A 19,579-nucleotide genomic window follows, 5' to 3' on the forward strand; every position below is an offset into this window, starting at 1 on the left:
TATCGGTTGCCGCGCCGGGGTCAAATCGCGCGGGTCTGGTTCCGCAGGATCAGGCGGGCTCGTAGGTCAGGCCGTCTGGTGCCGCAGGATCAGGCGGGCTCGTAGGTCAGCCGCAATGCATCCGCGCCGATCCGCTCGTGCCCTATCAGCCGGAGCGGCGGCCGCGGTCCGGCGAAATAGGGCGTGCCGCCGCCAAGGACGACCGGATGCAGATAGATGCGATACTCGTCGATCAGGCCGAGATCAGTGAGGCTGCGGGCCAGGGTTGGCCCGGCGACCTCGATCTCGCCGTCCTCCGCATCCTTGATCGCGCGGACGGCGTCCTGCAGATCGCCCGACACCAATGTTGCGTTCGGCCCGACCTTGGGCGTCGATCGCGACACCACCCATTTCCGCTGCCGCCGCCAAGCCGCCGCGAAGGCGCGCTCATCGGTGCCCCATTCGGGCTGGTCGTCGTCCCAATAGCGCATGATCTCGTACATCGTCCGGCCGTAGATGCTGCCGGTCTGCGCCTCCGCCTCGGCGATGAAATGGCGGAAGAGCGCCGCGTCCGGCGCGAACTTCATATAATCGACATAGCCGTCGAGCGACTGGTTCATCCCGAATACGAGCCTGGCCATCGACCGCGTCCTCCCGAAGAAATGGCGCGCCCGGCAGGAGTCGAACCTGCGGCCTCAAGATTAGAAGTCTCGTGCTCTATCCAGCTGAGCTACGGGCGCGTTGGCTGACGCTCTAGCGCGCTTCCGCAATTGACGGAACATGGCGCGTTCGGTGGATCGGCGAGCCTGCCGGCTATTTCATCAGCCAGCCGGGAATCAGCATCAGGCTGGCGACCACGGCGGCAATAGCGGGCCAGCGCCAAAAGCCCATGCCTATGAACATCCGGCGCACGAGCCCGTGCCTCCGGGCGGCGCGCCGCTCTTCGGGTTGACCGCTATTGGCGATGCGCAGGCTGTAAATCGCCGCCCCGGTGACGCAGAGTCCGGTGAGAAAGACGCCGAAGACGAACCAGATGATCTTGGTCGCCATCCCGCCGAAGGTGCCGAAGTGCAGCGGATCGGCCATTTCGGAGATACGCTGGTGGGCGGTGAGGCTCTCGCCGCGCAGCACTTCGATCACCCGGCCGTTCGCCGGATCGAGCCACACGCCGTTGACGCGATCGCGGACGAGCATGGCGTCGGCCTGGCCGAAGAAGCCGATGGGCTTGCCGGCCTTGTCCGGGAGCCGCATTTCGAGAATGCGGAGCGCCGGATAGGTAGCTTGCGCGGTGGCGGCGAGCCTGTCGATCCTGGCAGCGTCGAGCATTATCGCCGGCGTGGTGTCCGCCAGGTTCGGCGCCTTGGCATAAGGCGCGTCGCCGCCGAGCGATTCGACCAGATACCAGAAGCCGGTGAGGCCGATCAGCGCGACGAACCACAGCGACCAGAGGCCCGCGAGCCGGTGCATGTCACCGTTGAGTCGTCGCGCATTGCCGCCGCGCGGCTTGCGCAGGAAACCGCGCCAGAATTTCTTGTAGCTGACCAGCCCGGTTACGAGCGAGGCGAGCAGCAGCAGCGACAGCGAGCAGACGAGGGGGATGCCCCATTTGGCGGGCATCAGCAGGTGGCGGTGCATCTCGCGGAAAAAGCGCTGGAAGCTGGTCCATGCGCCGGTGCCGCGCGCCTCGCCCGAATAGGGGTCGAGATAAATGCGATAGCGGCCGTCGTCGGTCGCGGCGATCGCCTCGACGGAAAACCAGCTATGTTGCGGCGCGTAGATCGTGCCGACCTTCGCGCCTTTCAGCCCCTCGCGTGCCGGCGCAGCACGCGCCGCCTCGACGAGCGTGCCCCACGATGCCAGCGGCGCGTCCTGCGGCATGACGCGCATCGCCGGGCGCGCGAGCCAGTCCATCTCGACCGAGAAGGTCGCGAGCGTCCCGGTCAGCATCACCCAGGCCATGAACAAACTGAGCTTCAGTCCGGCCCATGCGTGGACCGTCCACCAGAGCGAACGGCCCTTGGGAGCGCGGACGCGGACTGGAGGATCGGCTTCGGCCAAAGGATCAGAACCGCTTGCGCACTTCGAGGAACACGGTGCGCGGATCGCCGGGGAAGGCGCCGTTGCGGAGGCCGAAGCCCGAGGCCGCGTAGGTCTTGTCGAAGATATTGTCGATGCGGAGCATCGCCTCGACGAAGCCGAAATCCTTGATGATCGAGGCGTCGAACACGGCATAGGGCTTCACCCGCTCGGCCGGGACGAGCGGCTGGCCCGGCAGATATTCGCCGCCGAAGCCGCGCCGCGCCGACACATATTCGCCGCCGAAGGCGAAGGCGGTCTTGATCGGTGCGACCTGATAGCGCGTCCAGAAACCGAGCTTGTGCTTCGGCGCGTTGACGAAGCGATCGCCGACCGCATTGGTGATCGCCTGTCCGGGCACGGTGCCGGTGACGCGCGTGTCGTTGTAGCCGTAGTTAAAGGTCAGCACCCAGTTCGGCGTCAGATCGGCGGCAAGGTCGAACTCGACGCCCTTGCTGGTGATCTCGCCGATTGGCGCGAGCTGGTTGACCCCGTTGACCGGCGGCCGTGTGGCATCAGTCTGGACGATATTCTGCCGCTTGATGCGGTAGAGCGCGAGGCCTGTCTGGATGCGGCCGTCCATCAGCGCAGTCTTGACGCCTGCCTCGATCTGCTCGCCGGTCTGCGGCGGGAAGGGGCCGCCGGCGGCAGGGTCCTGGCTTCCCGCGCTCTGCGGATCGAAGGCGTCGGACCAGCTCGCGTAGATCGAGATGTCCGGCCGCGGCTTGTAGATCGCGCCGAAGCGCATCGTGATCTCGTCCTCCTTGAAGCCGAGGCCGGTGACGGCGTTGGTATCTTCGAACCAGTCGTTGCGGATGCCGGCGAGCAGCACGAAGCGTTCGCCGATCTCGATCTGGTCCTGAAGATAGATGCCGTAGCGGATCGCCTCGCTGCCGCTCAACGCGTAAGGCACCGCCGAAAGATTGTAATCGGCACCGGAGGTCAGACCGTAGACCGGGTTGCGGAGCGAAAGGGTGGGGACGACGCCGCCGGCAGTGCCCACCGGCCGCGCGGTGCGCGATTGCAGCGCGGAATCCTCATCGGACCAGTCGCCGCCAAGCAGGAATGTATGGGCCGCGCCGAGCAGATCGACACGCGCAATCAGATTGGCGCCGAACGATAGCCCTTCGGTGCGGCGGATCTGATCGCGGAACTCGCGGCGGATGAAGTCGGGCACGCCGTCGCCGTCCGCGTCGCGCAGGCCCTGCTGCTCGTGGTAATTCTGTTTCTCGTTATATTCGAACCAGCGGCCGGAGATGTCGTAGGACAGCGCATCGCTGATCGCGCCTTCCAACCGCGCCTGGATCACCGTCGCATCGAGATCGAGGAAGTCGGTCGGCTCGTTGTGGTTCCAGCGGATCGACGTCAGGAAATTACCCTGCGGATCGACCTGAACGCCGCGGAGGCGGTTGCCGGGTAGATCCTGGTCGTATCGCGTGGCTTGAATGGTGAGCTTGGCAGGATCGGCGATGCGGAAGCTGACGCCGGCGTCGCCGATGAAGGTCTTGCTCTCGGCGTTGATGCGGAAGCTGTCGTAATCCTCGTAAAACACACCTCCGCGCGCCGCGACCGCGCCATTTGCGGTGAGCGGGCCGGTGATTTCGGCGGAGCCGCCGATGCGATCGAAATTGCCGACGATGCCGCGTACGTCGGCGGCGAAGATGTCGCTCGGCTTCTTGGTGACATAGTTGATCGTGCCGCCCGGCGAGCCGGGGCCGTAAAGCATCCCGGCCGGACCTTTCAGAAACTCGACGCGCTCGATGTTGAAGAGCTGCGGCACCGAGAAGCCGGTGAACGGATTGCCGCGGAGCCCATCATAGAAGGCAGTGTCCTGCCGGAAGCCGCGGAAGGTGACGCCCGAATAAGAGAAGAGGCTGATGCCGGAGACGTTGCGATAAAGATCGGTCACGTCGCGCGCGCCCTGATCCTCGATAAGCTGGCGGGTGATGACCTGTACCGATTGCGGAATGTCGAGCGGATCGGCCGGCACCTTGCCGACCGTCGCTTCCTCGGCGCGGTAGAGCTTTTGCGCGCGGCCGGTGACGACGATATCGGCGGCGGTAGTCTGGGCGGCAGCAATCAGGGCCTCCAGAGCGCCTTCCTCGGCATGGGACGGCGCGGCTGCAGCGGCAAAAGCTGCACCTATCAACAACCGCGCGGATGCGCGGCGGCGGCTCGACATCGATAATCCCCCTGAATGGCTACAGGAGGGTGTTGCTATTGATAGTAGTTCGCAAAGTCAATTGTGCTCAGGCCGCGGCGAGCAGCCCTTCGAAAAGCCGGCGCCCGTCGGTGCGGCCGTGGGCGGTTTCGATCATCCGCTCGGGGTGCGGCATCATGCCGAGCACATTGCCGCGGTCGTTGACTACTCCCGCGATGTCGCGCGCCGATCCGTTGACCGCGCCGGTATAGCGAAAGACGATCCGCCCTTCGCCTTCCAGCCGGTCGAGCGTCTCGGAATCCGCCTGATAATTGCCGTCGTGATGCGCCACCGGAATGGCGATCGCCTCGCCGGCTTTGTAGCGGCTGGTGAAGGCGGACTGACTGTTCTCGACCGACAGGCCGACATCACGGCAGACGAAGTTGAGGCCGGCGTTGCGCATCAGCGCGCCGGGCAGCAGCCCTGCTTCGGTCAGGATCTGGAATCCGTTGCAGATGCCGAGCACATAGGCGCCGCGATCGGCCGCCTCCTTCACCGCGCGCATCACCGGCGAATTGGCCGCCATCGCGCCGGAGCGGAGATAGTCGCCGTAGGAAAAGCCGCCGGGGACGGCGATGAGGTCGAGCCCCTCGGGCAGGCTGGTCTCGCGATGCCACACCATCGCCGGCGCCGTGCCGGTCACCTCGCGGATCGCAACGGCGAGATCGCGGTCGCAATTCGATCCGGGGAAGACGATGACCGCGCTCTTCATGCCGCCTGATCCTGCTCGATACGGAAATTTTCGATCACCGTATTGGCGAGGAGCTTGCGGCACATCGCCTCGACATCCGATTCGCTGACGCCCGGCGCGAGATCCAGCTCGATGAATTTGCCGGCACGGACATCGTTGACGCCCGAAAAGCCCAGCCCCTCCAGCGCGTGATGGATGGCCTTGCCCTGCGGATCGAGGACGCCGTTCTTGAGCGTGACATAGACGCGGGTCTTCATGGAAAGCTCCGGATGCTCGGGGACGCGGCCTCTATGGCGAGGGGCGCGCGCGGAAACAAGGTTCACCTCGTCTTTACCCGGCAATGCGATGGTGCCTGCGCAAGGTTCAATTTTCCGCGGACATTTCGCATGGTCGTGCTGGCACTCGGATCGTTCATCGGCCTCTTCATCTACGGCGGGGAAATGATCGGCTGGGACGACCCGGCCGGGCATGTCCAGCTCGCGCTGTTCATGGCGTTCCTGTTCGGCATCGTCTCCGGATATCGCGTCCGCGCCTGAGCTTGTGACGACCGCGCGCAGGCACTATCTCGGCGGCATGGCGGAAGCACTGCAGATCGATCTCACTCCCGCCGCGGCGGCGCGCGTTGCCGCGATCGCGGCGCGACAGGGCAAGCCTGCCATCCTCCGCCTGGCAGTGGATGGCGGCGGTTGCGCCGGCTTCCAGTATCGCTTCGGACTCGCCGACGCGGTGGAGAACGACGACACCATCGCCGAACGCGACGGCGTGACCTTGGTAGTGGATGAGATCAGCCTCGATCTGGTCCGCGGCAGCGCAGTGGATTTCGTCGAGTCGCTGGGCGGCGCTTCGTTCCAGGTCACGAACCCGAACGCGGCGTCGGGCTGCGGCTGCGGGACCAGCTTCAGCATCTAGGCTGGCACGCGGCGCGCGGCGCAGCTAACCCGGGCCCATGAAGATCGTCAGCTACAATGTGAACGGCATTCGCGCGCGCCTGCCGCGCCTGCTCGAATATCTGGAGGAACAGACGCCCGACGTCGTTTGCCTGCAGGAGTTGAAGACCGCCGACGAGAGTTTCCCCGCCGCCGATATCGAGGCCGCCGGCTACGGCTTCGTTGCGCACGGGCAGAAGGGCTTCAACGGCGTCGCCATTCTCGCGCGCGGGGCCGAGCCGGAGCTCCGCCGGATGGGGCTCCCCGGCGATCCGGACGATACCCACAGTCGCTATATCGAGGCGGACGTGGCGGGGGTGACGATCGCGTCGATCTATCTTCCCAACGGCAACCCGCAGCCCGGCCCCAAGTTCGACTACAAGCTCGCCTGGCTCGATAGGCTGACAGCCCATGCGGCGGATCTGCTGGCGGAGGAGACACCGGTGGTGCTGGCGGGCGATTACAACGTCATCCCGACCGATGAGGACGTTTTCTCGGTCCGCGCGATGGCGAACGACGCGCTGATGCAGCCAGAGAGCCGCGCTGCGCTCCGCCGCATCGTCCACCAGGGCTGGACCGACGCGATCCGCGCGCGCTACCCGACCGGCGCGGTCTACACCTTCTGGGATTATACCGCCGGCTGTTGGCAGCGCGACGCGGGCTTCCGCATCGATCATCTCCTGCTCAGCCCGATGGCGGCCGACCGGCTGCTCGATGCCGGCGTCGACAAGGAGTATCGCGGGCGCGAAAAGGCCAGCGACCATGCGCCGACCTGGGTCTCCATCGCCGACTGATCAGCGGCGGCGGCTGCGCATCGCGGAGACTTCCTCGGGCGTCAGCTTGCGGATCATCCGCACCGGGCATTTCTGCGCGCCCGCGATGTTGGGCACGATCAGCGTCACGTCGATCCCGCTGCAGATCGATCCGCCGCCGATCGGCTGGAGCGCCAGCCGCTGGCTGAAATTGATATTGGGGCAGGCCGCGACCTCGAAAAGATAGACGTCGCGCGGCCCGGTGTGGACGTGGATGCGGTTCTTTCCCGCATTGGTGAAGCCGTTGACGCTGTTTGCGAAGAAGCATTGCTTGGCTGCCGAGGGTGGCGGCTCTTTGGGCGCGGGCGCCGCGGCGATGCAGACCAAGGCTGCTGCAACGGGGAGAGCAAGGCGGATCATCGGCGTTATCCCTTCGATCCGCCAACGCATGCCCGCGAGGGTGGTTGCCCCGTCGGCCGCTACAGCGTCTTCTCGTAGATCCGGTAGATTTTGTTGATCCGGCTCTCGATGGTCTCGGCAATGGCGCGCATACCGCCATTGTCCTCGAGCACCCAGCCGATCTCGCCGCGCGTCGCGCCATAATCAGCGACCGCATCGCGGCGGATATATTCGATCATCATAAAGGCGAGTTGGCTGGCGAGGCGGCTGTTCTGCAATTCGCGCAGCACGCCCATCAGCGGCACGCGCATGGTCCGCACCTTGGGCTTGCGCAGCCGCCACAGCAGCTTCGCCCAGCCGAAGGGATAGAGGCTGCCGTTGAGGTCGGTAATGAACTCGTTGAGGTTGGGCAGCGTCATCATGAAGGCGACGGGCCGCCCGTCGACCTCGGCGATGCGGATCAAATCCTCGTAGACGATCGGCTTCAGCTTCTTGCCGCCATAGGCGATCTCGGAATCGGTGAGCGGGATGAAGCCCCAATTGTCGCCCCAGGCATCATTCAGGATGTTGAGGATGATCGCCGCTTCGGCGTCGAACTTGGACTTGTCGACCTTGCGGATGCGGATGCGCGGATTGCGCTCGCCCGACTGGACGATGCGCTGGACGATCGGCGGCATCTGCTGGGTGATGTCGAGATCGTAGGTGAAGAGGTCCTTGACGCTCTTGTAACCGGTGCGTTCGACCCAGGCCTCATAGGCGGCGCTGTTGTGGCCCATCATCACCGTGGGCGGATGGTCATGGCCCTGGATCAGCAGTCCCGGTTCGTCCCATATCGACAGGCTGAACGGCCCCAGGCTGTGCGTCATGCCCTGATCGCGAAGCCAGGCCTCGGCCTTGGCCAGCAGCGACGCTGCGACGGCTTCGTCCTCCGCCTCCAGCATGCCCCATTGCCCGGTGCCGTCACCCATGTGCTGCAGCACAAGCTGATCGACCTGCGCCGAGATGCGGCCGACGACGCGGCCGTCACGCTCGGCGAGAAAAAGCGCCGCGGCGGCATGTTCGAACCAGGGGTTGTCGCCAGGCGTGAGGAGGGCGTGCACCTCGGCCTTCAGCGGCGGCACCCAGTTCGGATCACCCGCATTCAGCCGGAAGGCAAGATCGACAAAGGCGTTGCGGTCCGCCCGCGTGACGACGGGGCGGATCTTGAGATTGTCCATGTGCGGGGCTTAGTCCTTCGGACCCGGTGCCGTCGAGCGCTCAGCGATCCCGCTGGCGGGGATGGCCCGTCGCAACGCCGCCGGAAAGCTCGGCGACCTTGGGCCAGCGCTTCGCGATCTCGGGCGTGTAGCCCAGATTGAACACCGTCGCGCTCTTCTCGGGCCGATCGGCGCGGTCGTAGAAAGTGCCGAACGCCTTGTCCCAGAAGAAGGTGGTGATCCCGTAATTGCCGTTCTCGTCGTGGAAATGATGCGCCATGTGACGCTTCTTCATTTCCGCGATCCACTTGCTCTTGGGCTTGTAGGCCAGATGCTGGATGCAGTGGACAAACTCGTAGAAGCAGGTCGTCAGCAGGCCCGTCGCGAAGGCGATGCAGGCGCCGCCGAAGCCGGCACCCCAATAACTGCCGATCGCATAACCCAGCGGCGCGGTGGCGATGGCGATCGTCGGCAGCGTGGTGTGAAGCGCACCAAACAAAACCTCCAGGTGGTTGGGATCCTGATGGTGATCATAGTGGATGCGCTTCCAGGTCGCGGCCAGGGGCGAGACCTTGAACATCCAGCGGCTGTGCAGAACCCAGCGGTGGAGGACGTACCAGACGAGCGGATAGACGAAGGTCGAGACGCCGACCGCGATGAGCGTGGGCACCAGCGGCGCCGGCTGCCACGCGTAAAGACCGAGCGCGATCAGTGCGAGCGCCGTATAGGCGATGATCGCGGGATATTGCACATAAGCGATCACCAGCTCGCGGAAGGTCATCTTGTCGAGATGATGCGAGCGGTTCCAGAAGCCCGGACGCGCGGTTTCGGCGAGTTTCACCCTGATACCTCAAATCATGCTGTTCGGCGGAAAGGCGACATTATGCCTAACTATATGTGACGCGTCTGTGAACGGACAATAAGGCGGTTTTGGGACGCCGATGGGTCAGGAAGGGAGCAGCCGCAGCCGCCGGGCGATCCCCCCCAGCGCCTCGCGGTCGGTGCGGGTAAGGCCGAGGCGGAGTGCGACCCAGCTTGTCATCACCCAGAGAAGGGTGACCGAAACGAAGCGGGCGGGGCCGCGCGTAAATTGCTCGGCCAGCGCCATCAGCGCCACCCCGGCGATCGCGACCGAGAAACCGATGAGCAGCTTTCGGTCAAACGGGGACAGGCCGTCGCTGAACCTTAATTCCAGCGTCGCGGCGTAGGTGATCGTCACCGTCGCGGCCGCAACCGCGATGGCCATGCCGAGCGCGCCATGCGCCGGGACGAGCAGCGCGGCGAGCGCAGCGCCCAGGCCCACACCGATCAGGCTATTGACCAACGGGAGGGCGCGGTGGCCGGTCATCTCGACGATTGGCGTGGCGGGGCCGACGATCGCTTCCGCCGCGCGCGCCGCGACGAGGATGGTGAGCAAAGGCAGCGCCGCCGCGGCTTCCGGCCGGTAGACCGATAAAATGTCCGGTCCGGCGAAAATGAGCAGCCCGGCGAGCGGCACCACCATCGCGGTCGAGACGCGGCTGGCGAAGCGGTAGAGCGGCGCGATCTCGGCGCGGTCGACGTGCGCCTGCGCCGAGGCGAGTGGCGCCATCACATATTGAAACGCCTGCCGCACGACGAGCGGAATGGTCGATAACTTGCGGGCGATCTCGAACAAGCCGGCGGCAGTGGCGCCGCGCGTGCCGGGCAGCATGAGGTTGAGCACCACCGGCGGCCCGTCGATCAGCAGCCGGCGCGATACGTCGGCGGGCATCAGCGCCAGGCCGGTCCCGACCAGCGCGCGGATGTCGCGGAAGGGGACGGGTGCGCGAAGCAGTGCGCCGAGGTCGTAGTAGCGCGCGAGCAGGGGGACGGAGAGTCCGGCGGTCAGCGCCAGCGAGCAGAGATGCGCCAGCATCAGCCCCTCGCTGGTGAAACCGGCAAGGAAGAAGCCGAGCGCGAAGAGGATGCGCGCGATCTGCTCCCAGAAGATACGCAGCCGTATCTCGGGACCGAACGCCCGCCGCGCGCGCGCCGCAGAGGTCGCGACTTCGACGAACGTCCAGAGCGGCAGCGCCCAGGCAAAGAGCGCGACGATATGGGGCAGGCGCGCCCGATCGACCGGCGCTGCTGAGAAGAGCGCCGCGACGCTCTCGGCGTTGAGGCTGACCGCGAGCGCCACCAGGATCGCCGGCGTCATCGCGATCAGCATCGCGCCCTTCACCAGCCCCTCGGCGCGCCGGTCCCCGCCGGCGGTCGGCACCAGCCGCTGCATTGCGCTGGTCATCGAGAGATCGACGATGTTGGAGACGAAATTGATCGCCCCCCACAGCACGACATAGATGCCGTAGGTCGCAAGGCCGAACAGCCAGGTGAAAAGCGGCTGCGCCAGCGCCTCGATCACCGCCCCCAGCCGCGCGAGGCCGGCGAGGCCCGCGCCGCGCGCCATGTCGCCGCGGCTGACCGCGGGCGCGGCTTCGCTCACTCCTCGGTCCTGAGCAGCACGGTCTCGCCGATCAGCAGGAACAGGAAGAACGGCGCCCAGGCGGCGAGGAAGGGGGGATAGGCGCCGAAATTGCCCATCGCGAGCGCGAAATTGTCGGCGACGAAATAAGCGAAGCCCAGCGCCATGCCGGCGACGGCGCGAACGAAAAGCTGGCCGGAACGCGCCAGCCCGAACGCGGCCACCGCGGCAAGCAGCGGCATCAGGATCGCGGAGAGCGGCCCCGACAGCTTGTGCCAGAGTTCCGCTTCGAGGCTGGTCGTGTTCCGCCCGCCCGCCTGCAATTCCCCGATCAGCCGTTTCAGCGTCACGAAATCCTGCTCGTCGCCGCGAACGGCGGCGAGGGTGAAGCGCTCAGGCTCGATCTGGCTGCCGAGCTGCATAGTCGGCGCGCGCATCGTCTGGCCGCGCTCGACGTTGAACGTCTCGACATCGTTGAGCCGCCAGCCGCCTGCGTCCGGACGGCCGCTTGCCGCGGTTACGATGCTCTCGAGCGTTCCCTGGCTGCGGACGTAGATCGCGACGCCGGTCAGGCGTGTGGCATTGCCCTGACCCTCGACGCTGCGCGCGTAGATGAGGTCGTCGCCCTCGCGCACCCAGACGTTGGTCGCGGTGCCGGACCCCGCCGGCACCTTGCCGTAATCGACCGCCTGCCAGTCGTTGAGCCGGGCTGTGGCGCGGGTGACGATCCGTTCCTGGAACACGAAGGCGAAAGCGGCGACCACCAGCGAAGCAAGGACGAGCGGCGCGATGATCTGGTGCGCGGAAATGCCTGCCGCCTTCATGCTGATGATCTCGCTCGACTGGTTCATCGAGACGAGCGTGATGAGCGTGCCGAGCAGCACGGCAAAAGGCAGGAAGCGGGCGACGAGCTGTGGGATGCGCAGCGACACATATTCCCAGAGCTGCGCGTCGCCGTTGCCCGGCACGGCGAGGATCTTGCCGGATTCGCCGAGCAGATCGAGCGTCTGGAGCACGAGGACCAGCGCGGCGAGCACGGCAAGCGTGCGCAGCAGGAAGGTCTTGCCCATGTAGAGCGCGATCTGGCGCGACGGGAAGAATTGGACGTTGATCATTCGGCCGGCACCGCCCTCGCTTCGCGCCGCCCGACGCGCAGCAATTTCTTGATCCCGGTGCCGGCCTTCGCCGCCACCCGCTCCAGCGCGCCGATCGGCTGGCCGCCGGGCTTGTGCGCCAGCGTCCAGTACATCCAGAAAATCAGCGCGCCGAAGATGAAGAAGGGCACCCACAGCGCGATCAGCGGGTCGATCCGCCCCTGCGCCCCCATCTGCTCGGCATATTGATTGACCTTGTGATAGGTCACCACGAACACGATCGAGATGAAGATGCCGAGGCCAGACGTGCTGCGCTTGGGCGGCACCGCCAGCGCCACCGCGAGCAGCGGCAGCAGAAACATCATCGCCACCTCGACGATGCGGAAGTGGAAGTTGGCGCGGCTCGCGTCGCGCTGCGGGCCTTCCTCGATCGTCCGGCCCTGACGCACCAGCTCGGGGATGGTCAGCTCGTCATTATCGTTCCCGCGGCCGCGGAAGCTCTCGATCGCGGGCAGGTTGATCGGCAGATCCTGCTGTTCGAAGCTCAGTACGCGCGGGACGCGGTAGCCGGGCGCATTGTCGACCAACCGACCGCGGCGCAGGCGCAGCAGGATCGTGTCGGGATCATCGGTGGCGAGGAAAGTGCCGAATTCGGCGGTCGCAGCGACGACGCGGCCCGCGCTGTTCTCGGCGCGCACGAAGACGCCGCGCAGGGTGCGGCCCTCGTCTTCGCTCTGCTCGACCCGGAGCGTCATGCGATTGCCAAGCTTGTTGAACTCGCCGACCTTGATCGACGCGCCGAGCGCGCCCGATCTCAGTTCGAAGCGTAGCCCCTCATAGGCATAGGTGGCATAGGGCTGGATGAAGCCGACGATGGCGAGGTTCAGCGCGGCGAGGCCGATCGCATAATAATAAGGTACGCGCAGCAGCCGGCCGTAGCTGAGGCCGACCGCGCGCAGCGCATCGAGTTCGGACGAAAGCGCGAGCTTGCGGAAGGCGAGGAGGATGCCGAGCATCAGCCCGATCGGGATGCCCAGCCCCATATATTCCGGGACCATGTTGATCAGCATCTTCCAGACGACGTTGACCGGGCCGCCCTCGCTCACCACGAAATCGAACAGCCGCAGCATCTTCTCGAGCAGCAATAGCATTGCCGCCAGCGTCAGCGTGCCGATCAGCGGCACCGCGATCAACTTGGCGAGATAGCGGTCGGTGAGGTTTGCGGTCTTCACTGGGGGGCTGCTCCGGCCCGGAACCTAGGCAAGAAGGCGGCGAAGCGGAATAGCAGCGCGCGAAAAATCGTCTCCGGCGAGTGCGCCGGGGAGGGGTGCTCGCCCACTTGGCCTATGCTGCCGACGACCCGCCCTTCCAGCCATCGACCAGTTCCTCGAGCACTGGCATCGGCATCGCGCCCGCCAGCAGGATGAGATCGTGGAAGGCGCCGATGTCGAAGGCAGGGCCGAGTCGTTGGCGTGCACGTTCGCGCGCCGCGTGAATCCGCGCCTCGCCGAGCTTAAACGCGCAGGCCTGGCCGGGGAGGACACAATAACGGTCGATCTCGCGGGTGGTGGACTCGACCTGCTCGCCGGCATTCTCGACCATCCAGGCGATGGCCTGTTCGCGGCCCCATCGCTTGGCGTGCAAGCCCGTGTCGACAACGATACGGCACGCGCGCCACAGCGCCGATTGGAGGTAGCCGACGCGGCCGAAGGGATCGCCTTCGTAAACGCCAATTTCGTCGGCGACGCGCTCGCCGTAGAGCGCCCAGCCCTCGGAATAAGCGGAGAAGCGCGCGAAATTGCGGTAATCCGGCTGATCCTTCGCAACGGCGCGGAAGATGGATCCCTGCAAATGATGCCCCGGCACGCCCTCGTGGTGGACGAGCGTCGTCAGCCGCCACAGCGGCCACTCGCCGGTGTTCTTGAGATTGATCGATATCGTCCCCGGGCGCGAACCGTCCGCGGGCGGCGGATTGTAATAAGCCCCCGGCGCGCCGGCCTCGATGGCTTCCGGTACCCGCCGCACTTCGATTTCGGTCGCGGGCAAGGTGCGGAATGCTTTGGGCAGAAGCGGTCGGATCTTGGCAAGGTGGTCGCGGGCGTAGGCAAGGACGCGCTCCCGTCCCGCGTCATCGTTGGGCTGGGCGAAGCGCGGGTCGATATCGAGGGCATTCAGGCGCTCGCGAAGACTGCCTTTCGTCATGCCTTGGGCGCGCAGCATGCGGTCGATCTCCGCGCCGATCGCACGGACCTGTTCCAGCCCGAGCTCGTGCATCTCGTCTGGCGGCATCGCAATCGTCGCGTTGGCGTGCAGCGCCGAGCGGTACCAGGCCTCGCCGTCGGGCTGCGCCCACACGCCCGCATCATGCTTCGCTCGTGACTGAAGCGTGGTCAGCGCGGCGATCTGCCGATCGAGCGCCGGATTCAGCGATTGGGCCACGATGCGGGCCGCCGCCGCGGCGTCCAGCTGCAAACCGTTGCGCTGGGCCGCGGCGAGCGGTTCGCGCTGCATCGAAGACTGCTCAGGCTGCGCGGCGCGGAGGTCGCGAAGCTGGGCGATCGTCCGTGCGAGGATGAAATCGGGAGGAATCACGCCGATTGCGGCATCCGCGCGCAGGCGTTCGGTTTCCTGATCGACGGCGGTTCCGAATGCGGCGAGGCGCGCGAGATAGGCGTCGGCGTCGGCTTGGCTGCCCATGCGCGCACGGGCGAAGCGCTCGGGCAGCCAATAATAACTGCCCGCCATCTGGTTTACGACATAGGGGTTCGGACGCAGGTTGGTATCGACGAAACCGTATCGGCCGAGCAGATCGGCATAGCGATCATAGGTGAAGGCAGCGATGTCATAGTCGCGGCGCAGGGCAGGGGAGAGCGCGTCCCTGTCGATGCGGGACAACTCGCTCTTCCAGCGCCGCGCTGCCGCCGCGTCGCGCTGCTTTGCGCCGGACGAACGATCGTCGAGTTGGCGGCGCGCAGACGGATGCCGGGTGCTGGCATTCGCAGAGGCCGCCTCGGGCGATAACGCGAGATACTCGTCGAATTGCCGGCTCAACAACGCCTGCAGCGCTTCATCGGCGTTTGATTCCGCCACCGCTGCAAGCGCCGGGCGCGTGAGTGATAGACCCGCGATCGCCGCCGCGCTCTTGGCAAAAGTTCGTCTATCCATCCGGAAAATTCCCTGCGGCCAACCGATGGGAAATGCTGGCCTTTCCGGTTCCGCCGCACAAGCCGCCCAGGTTGCGGGCAGGGCTGAATTTCGCTGCGCTTAACGCATTCGCGGGATGAGATTTCGTCGAGCGCGCCGCAAATGAGGGCGGATTCGATCGGTTTTCGACGTCCGGTCACCACATTTTGGCCGCAAGGCTGGGGCATATCATCGGGCGAAGGGGGGGCTTTCCGGGATCATCGACGCCGCGAGGACGGCGCTCCCGAACAGTGTCCAGGAGAAGGTTTGAATGTTGAAGTGGGTGCCCGTCATCACTGCCGTAACGCTCAGCATCACGGCTCCGGCCGCGGCGCAGGCCGCGCTCGGGCCGGACGCGGCTTCCTGCCGGCAAGGCGCCGGTGATCCGGCGGTGCTGGTCAACGTCAGCGGTTTCAAGAATCGCGACGGCAATCTTCGCGTTCAGCTCTACGGTGGAAATCCGGAGGATTTTCTCGCCAAGGGCAAGCGGCTGCGCCGCATCGACCTGCCGGTCACCCCGGCCGGGGCGATGAAGGTTTGTGTCGCGGTGCCGAAGAGCGGCAACTATGCGATCGCGGTCCGCCATGATGCCGACGGCAACGGCAAGTCGGGATGGAATGATGGCGGCGGTTTCTCGCGCAATCCCAACATCTCTTTGATGTCGCTAAAGCCCAAATATCACGATGTGGTCATCCCGGTGGCCAACGGCGTCAAACCGATCGACGTCGTTCTCAACTATCGCCGGGGGCTGAAGATCGGCCCGGTCGGAGGCAACTGACCATGTCCCGCGTCGCGCTCCTCTCCAACCCGAGCTCGACCGGGAACAAGCTGCTGCTGCCGCGCGTCCGCGCCTTCTGCGCAGAACATGCCGACATCTTCCATTATGAGGTGGAGCAGGTCGATCAGATCGGCGACGCGCTGAAATCGATCGCGCTGGTCCAGCCGAAGGTGCTCATCATCAATGGCGGCGACGGCACCGTCCAGGCGGCGCTGACCGAACTTTATCAGGGCGACCATTTCGAAGGTGCGCCGCCGCCGGTTGCGGTGCTGCCCAACGGCAAGACCAACCTCATCGCGCTCGATCTTGGTGCGGTCGGCGATCCGATCGTAGCGCTGGAGCGCGTGCTGGAGCTGGCGCGCACCGACATGGTCGATCATGTCGTTTCGCGCGAGCTGATCGCGCTCTCGGGCGGCGGCAGCAACGGCCGGCCGGTGCTGGGCATGTTCCTCGGCGGTGCGGGGCTTGCGGATTTCATTCTCTACTGCCGCCACAAAATCTATCCGCTGGGCCTCCCCAACGGCTTCAGCCATCTGCTGACCGCGCTGGCGGTGCTGGTCTCGCTGTTCCTCGGCATCCGCGCGGCGTTCCTGCCGCCGAGCCCCGCCAACGTCACCGTATCGGTGTTCCAGCATGGCGAGCGGAAGGGCCGCTTCTCGCTGCTGATGGTGACGACGCTGGAGCGGCTGCTGCTCAAGAGCCAGCTTCCTACGCTGGCCGGGAGCGGTGCGCTGCAGCTCATTCTCGTCGATCGCAACCCGGTCGTGTTGCTCCGCGCGCTCGCCGCGGCGTTTCTCGGCCGGCTTGGCGGTGACCATCGCATGGCCGGCGTCCATCTCGAGCGCAGCCAGGAAATCCGCATCGAGGGTGACCAGTCCAGCGTGATCCTCGATGGCGAGCTGTTTCACGCGCGCATGGGTCATCCCATCGTCCTCAAACCCACACAGCCGGTTCCCTTCCTCCGGCTCGCGGCCTGATGCCGCCCGCCGCGGCGGGGAGCGAAGTCAGCATGGCCTCGGCCGAAGCGCTCATCGCCGCCGAACTCGCCGAACCCGTCGATCCGCGCGTTGCGGCAATGGCTGTCGCGATTGCGGCGAAATATGGCGCGGCATCGCGTGCGGTCCTCTTCTACGGATCGTGCTTGCGCAGTCGCGAGCTCGACGGGCAGATGCTCGATTTTTATCTGATCGTGTCGGACTATCGCGCAGCCTATGCCAAGCCGTGGCTCGCACGCGCAAACCGTCTGATCCCGCCCAACGTCTTCCCGTTCGAGCATGCCGGCCTCCGCGCCAAATATGCCGTGCTCGACGAAGCCGATTTCCACCGGCTCAACGGGGCGGAAGCGGACAGCGTGTCGGTATGGGCACGGTTTGCGCAACCGGCGCGGCTTGCCTGGAATGCCGACGATTCCGCGGCAGCGACCGCCGCGCGGGCGATCGCCCGGGCGCCGCGCACCTTGCTGTCGCTGACACCCGGGGGTGATGCGCTCGATCGCTGGCGGCGCGGTTTCACGCTCACTTATGGGGCCGAACTGCGCGCCGAGCGGGGCGACCGGCCGCACTCGATCGTCGATTTCGATCCCGGCCGCTACCGGCGCATCGCCGATGCACTTGGGCCGGTACCGGCGCTTTCCGATCTCGACGCACGCTGGCGGCGGCTGCGGCGGCGGGGCAAGGCGCTGACGCTGGCACGGCTCGCCAAGGCCAGCCTGACCTATTCGGGCGGGATCGATTATCTGGCGTGGAAGATCAACCGCCATGCCGGCACCGCAATCGCGATCGCGCCCTGGCAGCGCCGTTGGCCAATCCTTGGCGCGCTTACTCTGCTGCCTCGCTTGCTGCGCCGGGGTGCGATCCGCTGAACCGCCGCGCCATGGCGCCTGCGACAGCGTCGGACAGCGCCGAAACGGTGAAGGGCTTGCGCAACATGTCGTGACCGGCAAGCTCGTCGCTCTCGCCTGCCTCGCCGACGAACCCGCTGACGTAGAGGATAGCGATGCCTTGATGGCGCGCCTCGATCTCGCGGACCAGCTCGGGACCGGTCATCTCGGGCATCATCACGTCGGTGATGACGAGATCGACCGGTTCGCCGCCGCCCAGAATCTCCAGTGCCTCGCCGCCGCTGGAGCAGGCGAGGGGGCGGAAGCCCAGTTCCTCGAGCGACGCGACCGTAGCCCGGCTGACGCGGGGATCGTCCTCGACGACGAGGATGTGGGCGCCCGAGGGTGCGGGTACTTCGGCATCGTCGCGCGTGCCGACAATCGTTCCAGCTTCGGCCTCACGAAGCGAGCGGGGCAGATAAATGCTGACCGTCGTTCCTTCGCCGACGGCGGAATCGATGACGACATCGCCATCGGACTGGCGTGCGAAGCCAAAGAGCTGGCTGAGCCCCAGCCCGGTGCCTTTGCCAACCGGCTTGGTGGTGAAAAAGGGTTCGAACACGCGCTCCAGATGTTCGGGCGCGATGCCGCTGCCGCTGTCGGCCACGCTGATCCGCACATAATCGCCCGGCCGCAGCACGCCGATTTCCCGCCCGCCGACGGCGACATTGTCGACCACGATCGAGAGCGAACCCTGGCCGTCCATCGCGTCGCGGGCGTTGACGCAGAGGTTGAGGATCGCGTTTTCGAGCAGACTGGGATCGGCCCAAACGTGCCACGGATCCGCGGCGAAGCGCGTTTGCACCGCGATCCGCTCGCCGATCGCGCGGTCGATCAGCTCGAGCATGCCATCGACCAGCGCCGCCGGCGCTACGGCCTCCGGAGTCAGCGCCTCAGAGCGCGAGAACGCCAGGAGACGGCGGGTGAGGGCGGCGGCACGGGTCGCGCCTTCCATCGCGCTGTCGATATGGAACTCGACTTCCCGCTTCGAGGCGCTTTTGAGCTTGCGGCGGGCGAGATCGAGTCCGCCGAAGACGACCGCGAGCATATTGTTGAAATCATGCGCGATCCCGCCGGTAAGCTGGCCGACCGCTTCCATCTTCTGCACCTGCCGCAGCTTCGCCTCGGCCGCCTCGCGCTCCGCTGCCTCGGCGAGCAGGGCTTCGTTCGCTTCGCTGAGCTCGCGCGTCCGGTCGCGCACCGCTTCGTCGAGCGCGTGGGCGCGGCTCGCCTCGCTGTCCGCCTCCTGCTCGGCGAGCCGCTGCTCGGTGAGCGCGCGATAGGAGATGAGGCCGAGGATGATCGCGCCGAAGCCGATCAGCACCGCCACCCAGCCCAGCCATTCGGTGAACTGCTCGGCGCGCGCATCGAAGAAGCGGGTGCGGTCCTGCCGCTCGGCGAGCTTGGCGCGCTCCGCCGCCGCGATCTCGTCGAGCAATGCGCGGAGCGCCGGCCCGGTCCTGGAAAGGCCGGCCTGGTAGAAATAGGGGACGCCGCCGCTGTCCTTGCGCTCGGCGGCACGGGTGGCGGCGGCGGCAAGCTCGGTGCCGCGCACCCTGTACAGCTCGCGCAGCCGGTCGACGCGGGCGCGCTGGCCGACGTCGCGGGCCAAGCGCTGGAGCTGCTGGATCTGCCGCCCCGCCTGTCGCCAGTCGTTGTAGTAGAGAAGGCCCGTTTCGCGCTTCTCGTCGAGCACGAAGCGGCCGAGCGTCGCTTCGGCGCGCGCCAGATTGGCGTCCATCGCGCGGGTGAGGAGCACGACATTCTGAGTGTGCCGTTCGGCCGCCAGCGCCGCATCGCGGTTGCGGTTGGCGAGCGTCACCATGACGAGCAACAGGATGAGGAGGATCGTCGCCAGCAGCGCGCCGATGCTGGCCCAACTGCGGTGCCACCCCCCGGGGCGGGCTTCGGGAACGGCGTCAAGCATCACGTCCGCCATGCCGCTATCCTAGAGCAAGCCCGCCGCGCGTGCAAAGCGCGCCG

Annotated in this window: 19 protein-coding genes and 1 tRNA gene; 6 read left to right on the forward strand and 14 right to left on the reverse strand. The window is 66.3% G+C overall.

Features of this window, described 5'->3' with window-relative positions; all coding sequences use genetic code 11:
- Positions 1-89: 89 nt before the first annotated feature.
- The 6 genes from B9N75_RS10690 to purS form a co-directional block, all read right to left on the reverse strand.
- Positions 90-620 (reverse strand): dihydrofolate reductase family protein, encoded by a 531-nt coding sequence (locus tag B9N75_RS10690; RefSeq protein WP_085218790.1) that lies wholly within the window; start codon positions 618-620, stop codon positions 90-92.
- A gap of 22 nt (positions 621-642) precedes the next feature.
- Positions 643-719 (reverse strand) — tRNA-Arg (locus B9N75_RS10695).
- A 73-nt stretch (positions 720-792) separates the two neighbouring features.
- Entirely contained in the window at positions 793-2,037 is a 1,245-nt protein-coding gene (locus B9N75_RS10700; protein WP_244552329.1) for a PepSY-associated TM helix domain-containing protein, read from the reverse strand.
- A 4-nt stretch (positions 2,038-2,041) separates the two neighbouring features.
- Positions 2,042-4,237, reverse strand: a complete 2,196-nt coding sequence (locus B9N75_RS10705; protein WP_085218792.1) for a TonB-dependent siderophore receptor — start codon at positions 4,235-4,237, stop codon at positions 2,042-2,044.
- A gap of 67 nt (positions 4,238-4,304) precedes the next feature.
- Positions 4,305-4,967, reverse strand: a complete 663-nt coding sequence (gene purQ, locus B9N75_RS10710) for a phosphoribosylformylglycinamidine synthase subunit PurQ (RefSeq protein WP_085218793.1) — start codon at positions 4,965-4,967, stop codon at positions 4,305-4,307.
- Positions 4,964-5,203, reverse strand: coding sequence for a phosphoribosylformylglycinamidine synthase subunit PurS (gene purS, locus B9N75_RS10715; RefSeq protein ID WP_085218794.1), 240 nt, complete (start codon positions 5,201-5,203; stop codon positions 4,964-4,966). Before purS ends, purQ begins: the two co-directional genes overlap by 4 nt.
- A gap of 129 nt (positions 5,204-5,332) precedes the next feature.
- Between purS and B9N75_RS14225 the strand changes: the two genes are divergently transcribed.
- From B9N75_RS14225 to xth, 3 genes are read left to right on the forward strand one after another with little or no spacing between them, the layout of a single operon-like run.
- Complete coding sequence (locus B9N75_RS14225; protein ID WP_172840872.1) at positions 5,333-5,482, forward strand: hypothetical protein; 150 nt, start codon at positions 5,333-5,335, stop codon at positions 5,480-5,482.
- 37 nt (positions 5,483-5,519) lie between these two features.
- A complete protein-coding gene (gene erpA, locus B9N75_RS10720) occupies positions 5,520-5,855 on the forward strand; it encodes an iron-sulfur cluster insertion protein ErpA (RefSeq protein ID WP_085219574.1) in 336 nt (111 codons plus the stop codon).
- Between the two features lie 37 nt (positions 5,856-5,892).
- A complete protein-coding gene (xth, locus tag B9N75_RS10725; RefSeq protein WP_085218795.1) occupies positions 5,893-6,666 on the forward strand; it encodes an exodeoxyribonuclease III in 774 nt (257 codons plus the stop codon).
- On the opposite strand, the gene B9N75_RS10730 is transcribed toward xth, so the two are convergent.
- From B9N75_RS10730 to B9N75_RS10760, 7 genes are all read right to left on the reverse strand, one after another.
- Positions 6,667-7,044, reverse strand: coding sequence for a DUF6491 family protein (locus B9N75_RS10730; RefSeq protein WP_157123802.1), 378 nt, complete (start codon positions 7,042-7,044; stop codon positions 6,667-6,669).
- 59 nt (positions 7,045-7,103) lie between these two features.
- Complete coding sequence (locus B9N75_RS10735) at positions 7,104-8,240, reverse strand: N-acetyltransferase (RefSeq protein WP_085218797.1); 1,137 nt, start codon at positions 8,238-8,240, stop codon at positions 7,104-7,106.
- Between the two features lie 40 nt (positions 8,241-8,280).
- Positions 8,281-9,000 (reverse strand): sterol desaturase family protein, encoded by a 720-nt coding sequence (locus B9N75_RS10740; protein WP_085219576.1) that lies wholly within the window; start codon positions 8,998-9,000, stop codon positions 8,281-8,283.
- 165 nt (positions 9,001-9,165) lie between these two features.
- Positions 9,166-10,683, reverse strand: a complete 1,518-nt coding sequence (locus tag B9N75_RS10745; protein ID WP_085218798.1) for a lipopolysaccharide biosynthesis protein — start codon at positions 10,681-10,683, stop codon at positions 9,166-9,168.
- The gene (gene lptG, locus B9N75_RS10750) at positions 10,680-11,777 is read right to left on the reverse strand and encodes an LPS export ABC transporter permease LptG (protein ID WP_085218799.1); all 1,098 of its coding nucleotides are present in this window, start codon (positions 11,775-11,777) and stop codon (positions 10,680-10,682) included. The genes B9N75_RS10745 and lptG overlap by 4 nt, the downstream gene beginning before the upstream one ends.
- Complete coding sequence (lptF, locus tag B9N75_RS10755) at positions 11,774-12,988, reverse strand: LPS export ABC transporter permease LptF (protein WP_085218800.1); 1,215 nt, start codon at positions 12,986-12,988, stop codon at positions 11,774-11,776. The genes lptG and lptF overlap by 4 nt, the downstream gene beginning before the upstream one ends.
- Positions 12,989-13,100: 112 nt before the next feature.
- Entirely contained in the window at positions 13,101-14,921 is a 1,821-nt protein-coding gene (locus tag B9N75_RS10760) for a DUF885 domain-containing protein (RefSeq protein ID WP_085218801.1), read from the reverse strand.
- Between the two features lie 289 nt (positions 14,922-15,210).
- Between B9N75_RS10760 and B9N75_RS10765 the strand changes: the two genes are divergently transcribed.
- From B9N75_RS10765 to B9N75_RS10775, 3 genes are read left to right on the forward strand one after another with little or no spacing between them, the layout of a single operon-like run.
- Complete coding sequence (locus B9N75_RS10765) at positions 15,211-15,717, forward strand: DUF2141 domain-containing protein (RefSeq protein WP_085218802.1); 507 nt, start codon at positions 15,211-15,213, stop codon at positions 15,715-15,717.
- Between the two features lie 2 nt (positions 15,718-15,719).
- Complete coding sequence (locus tag B9N75_RS10770) at positions 15,720-16,694, forward strand: diacylglycerol/lipid kinase family protein (protein WP_085218803.1); 975 nt, start codon at positions 15,720-15,722, stop codon at positions 16,692-16,694.
- Entirely contained in the window at positions 16,694-17,578 is an 885-nt protein-coding gene (locus tag B9N75_RS10775; protein ID WP_425292392.1) for a hypothetical protein, read from the forward strand. Before B9N75_RS10770 ends, B9N75_RS10775 begins: the two co-directional genes overlap by 1 nt.
- On the opposite strand, the gene B9N75_RS10780 is transcribed toward B9N75_RS10775, so the two are convergent.
- The gene (locus B9N75_RS10780) at positions 17,535-19,535 is read right to left on the reverse strand and encodes an ATP-binding protein (RefSeq protein WP_085218804.1); all 2,001 of its coding nucleotides are present in this window, start codon (positions 19,533-19,535) and stop codon (positions 17,535-17,537) included. The two genes, B9N75_RS10775 and B9N75_RS10780, sit on opposite strands and share 44 nt — an antisense overlap.
- Between the last annotated feature and the right edge of the window lie 44 nt (positions 19,536-19,579).

Source organism: Allosphingosinicella indica (assembly GCF_900177405.1).
GTDB classification, from domain to species: domain Bacteria; phylum Pseudomonadota; class Alphaproteobacteria; order Sphingomonadales; family Sphingomonadaceae; genus Allosphingosinicella; species Allosphingosinicella indica.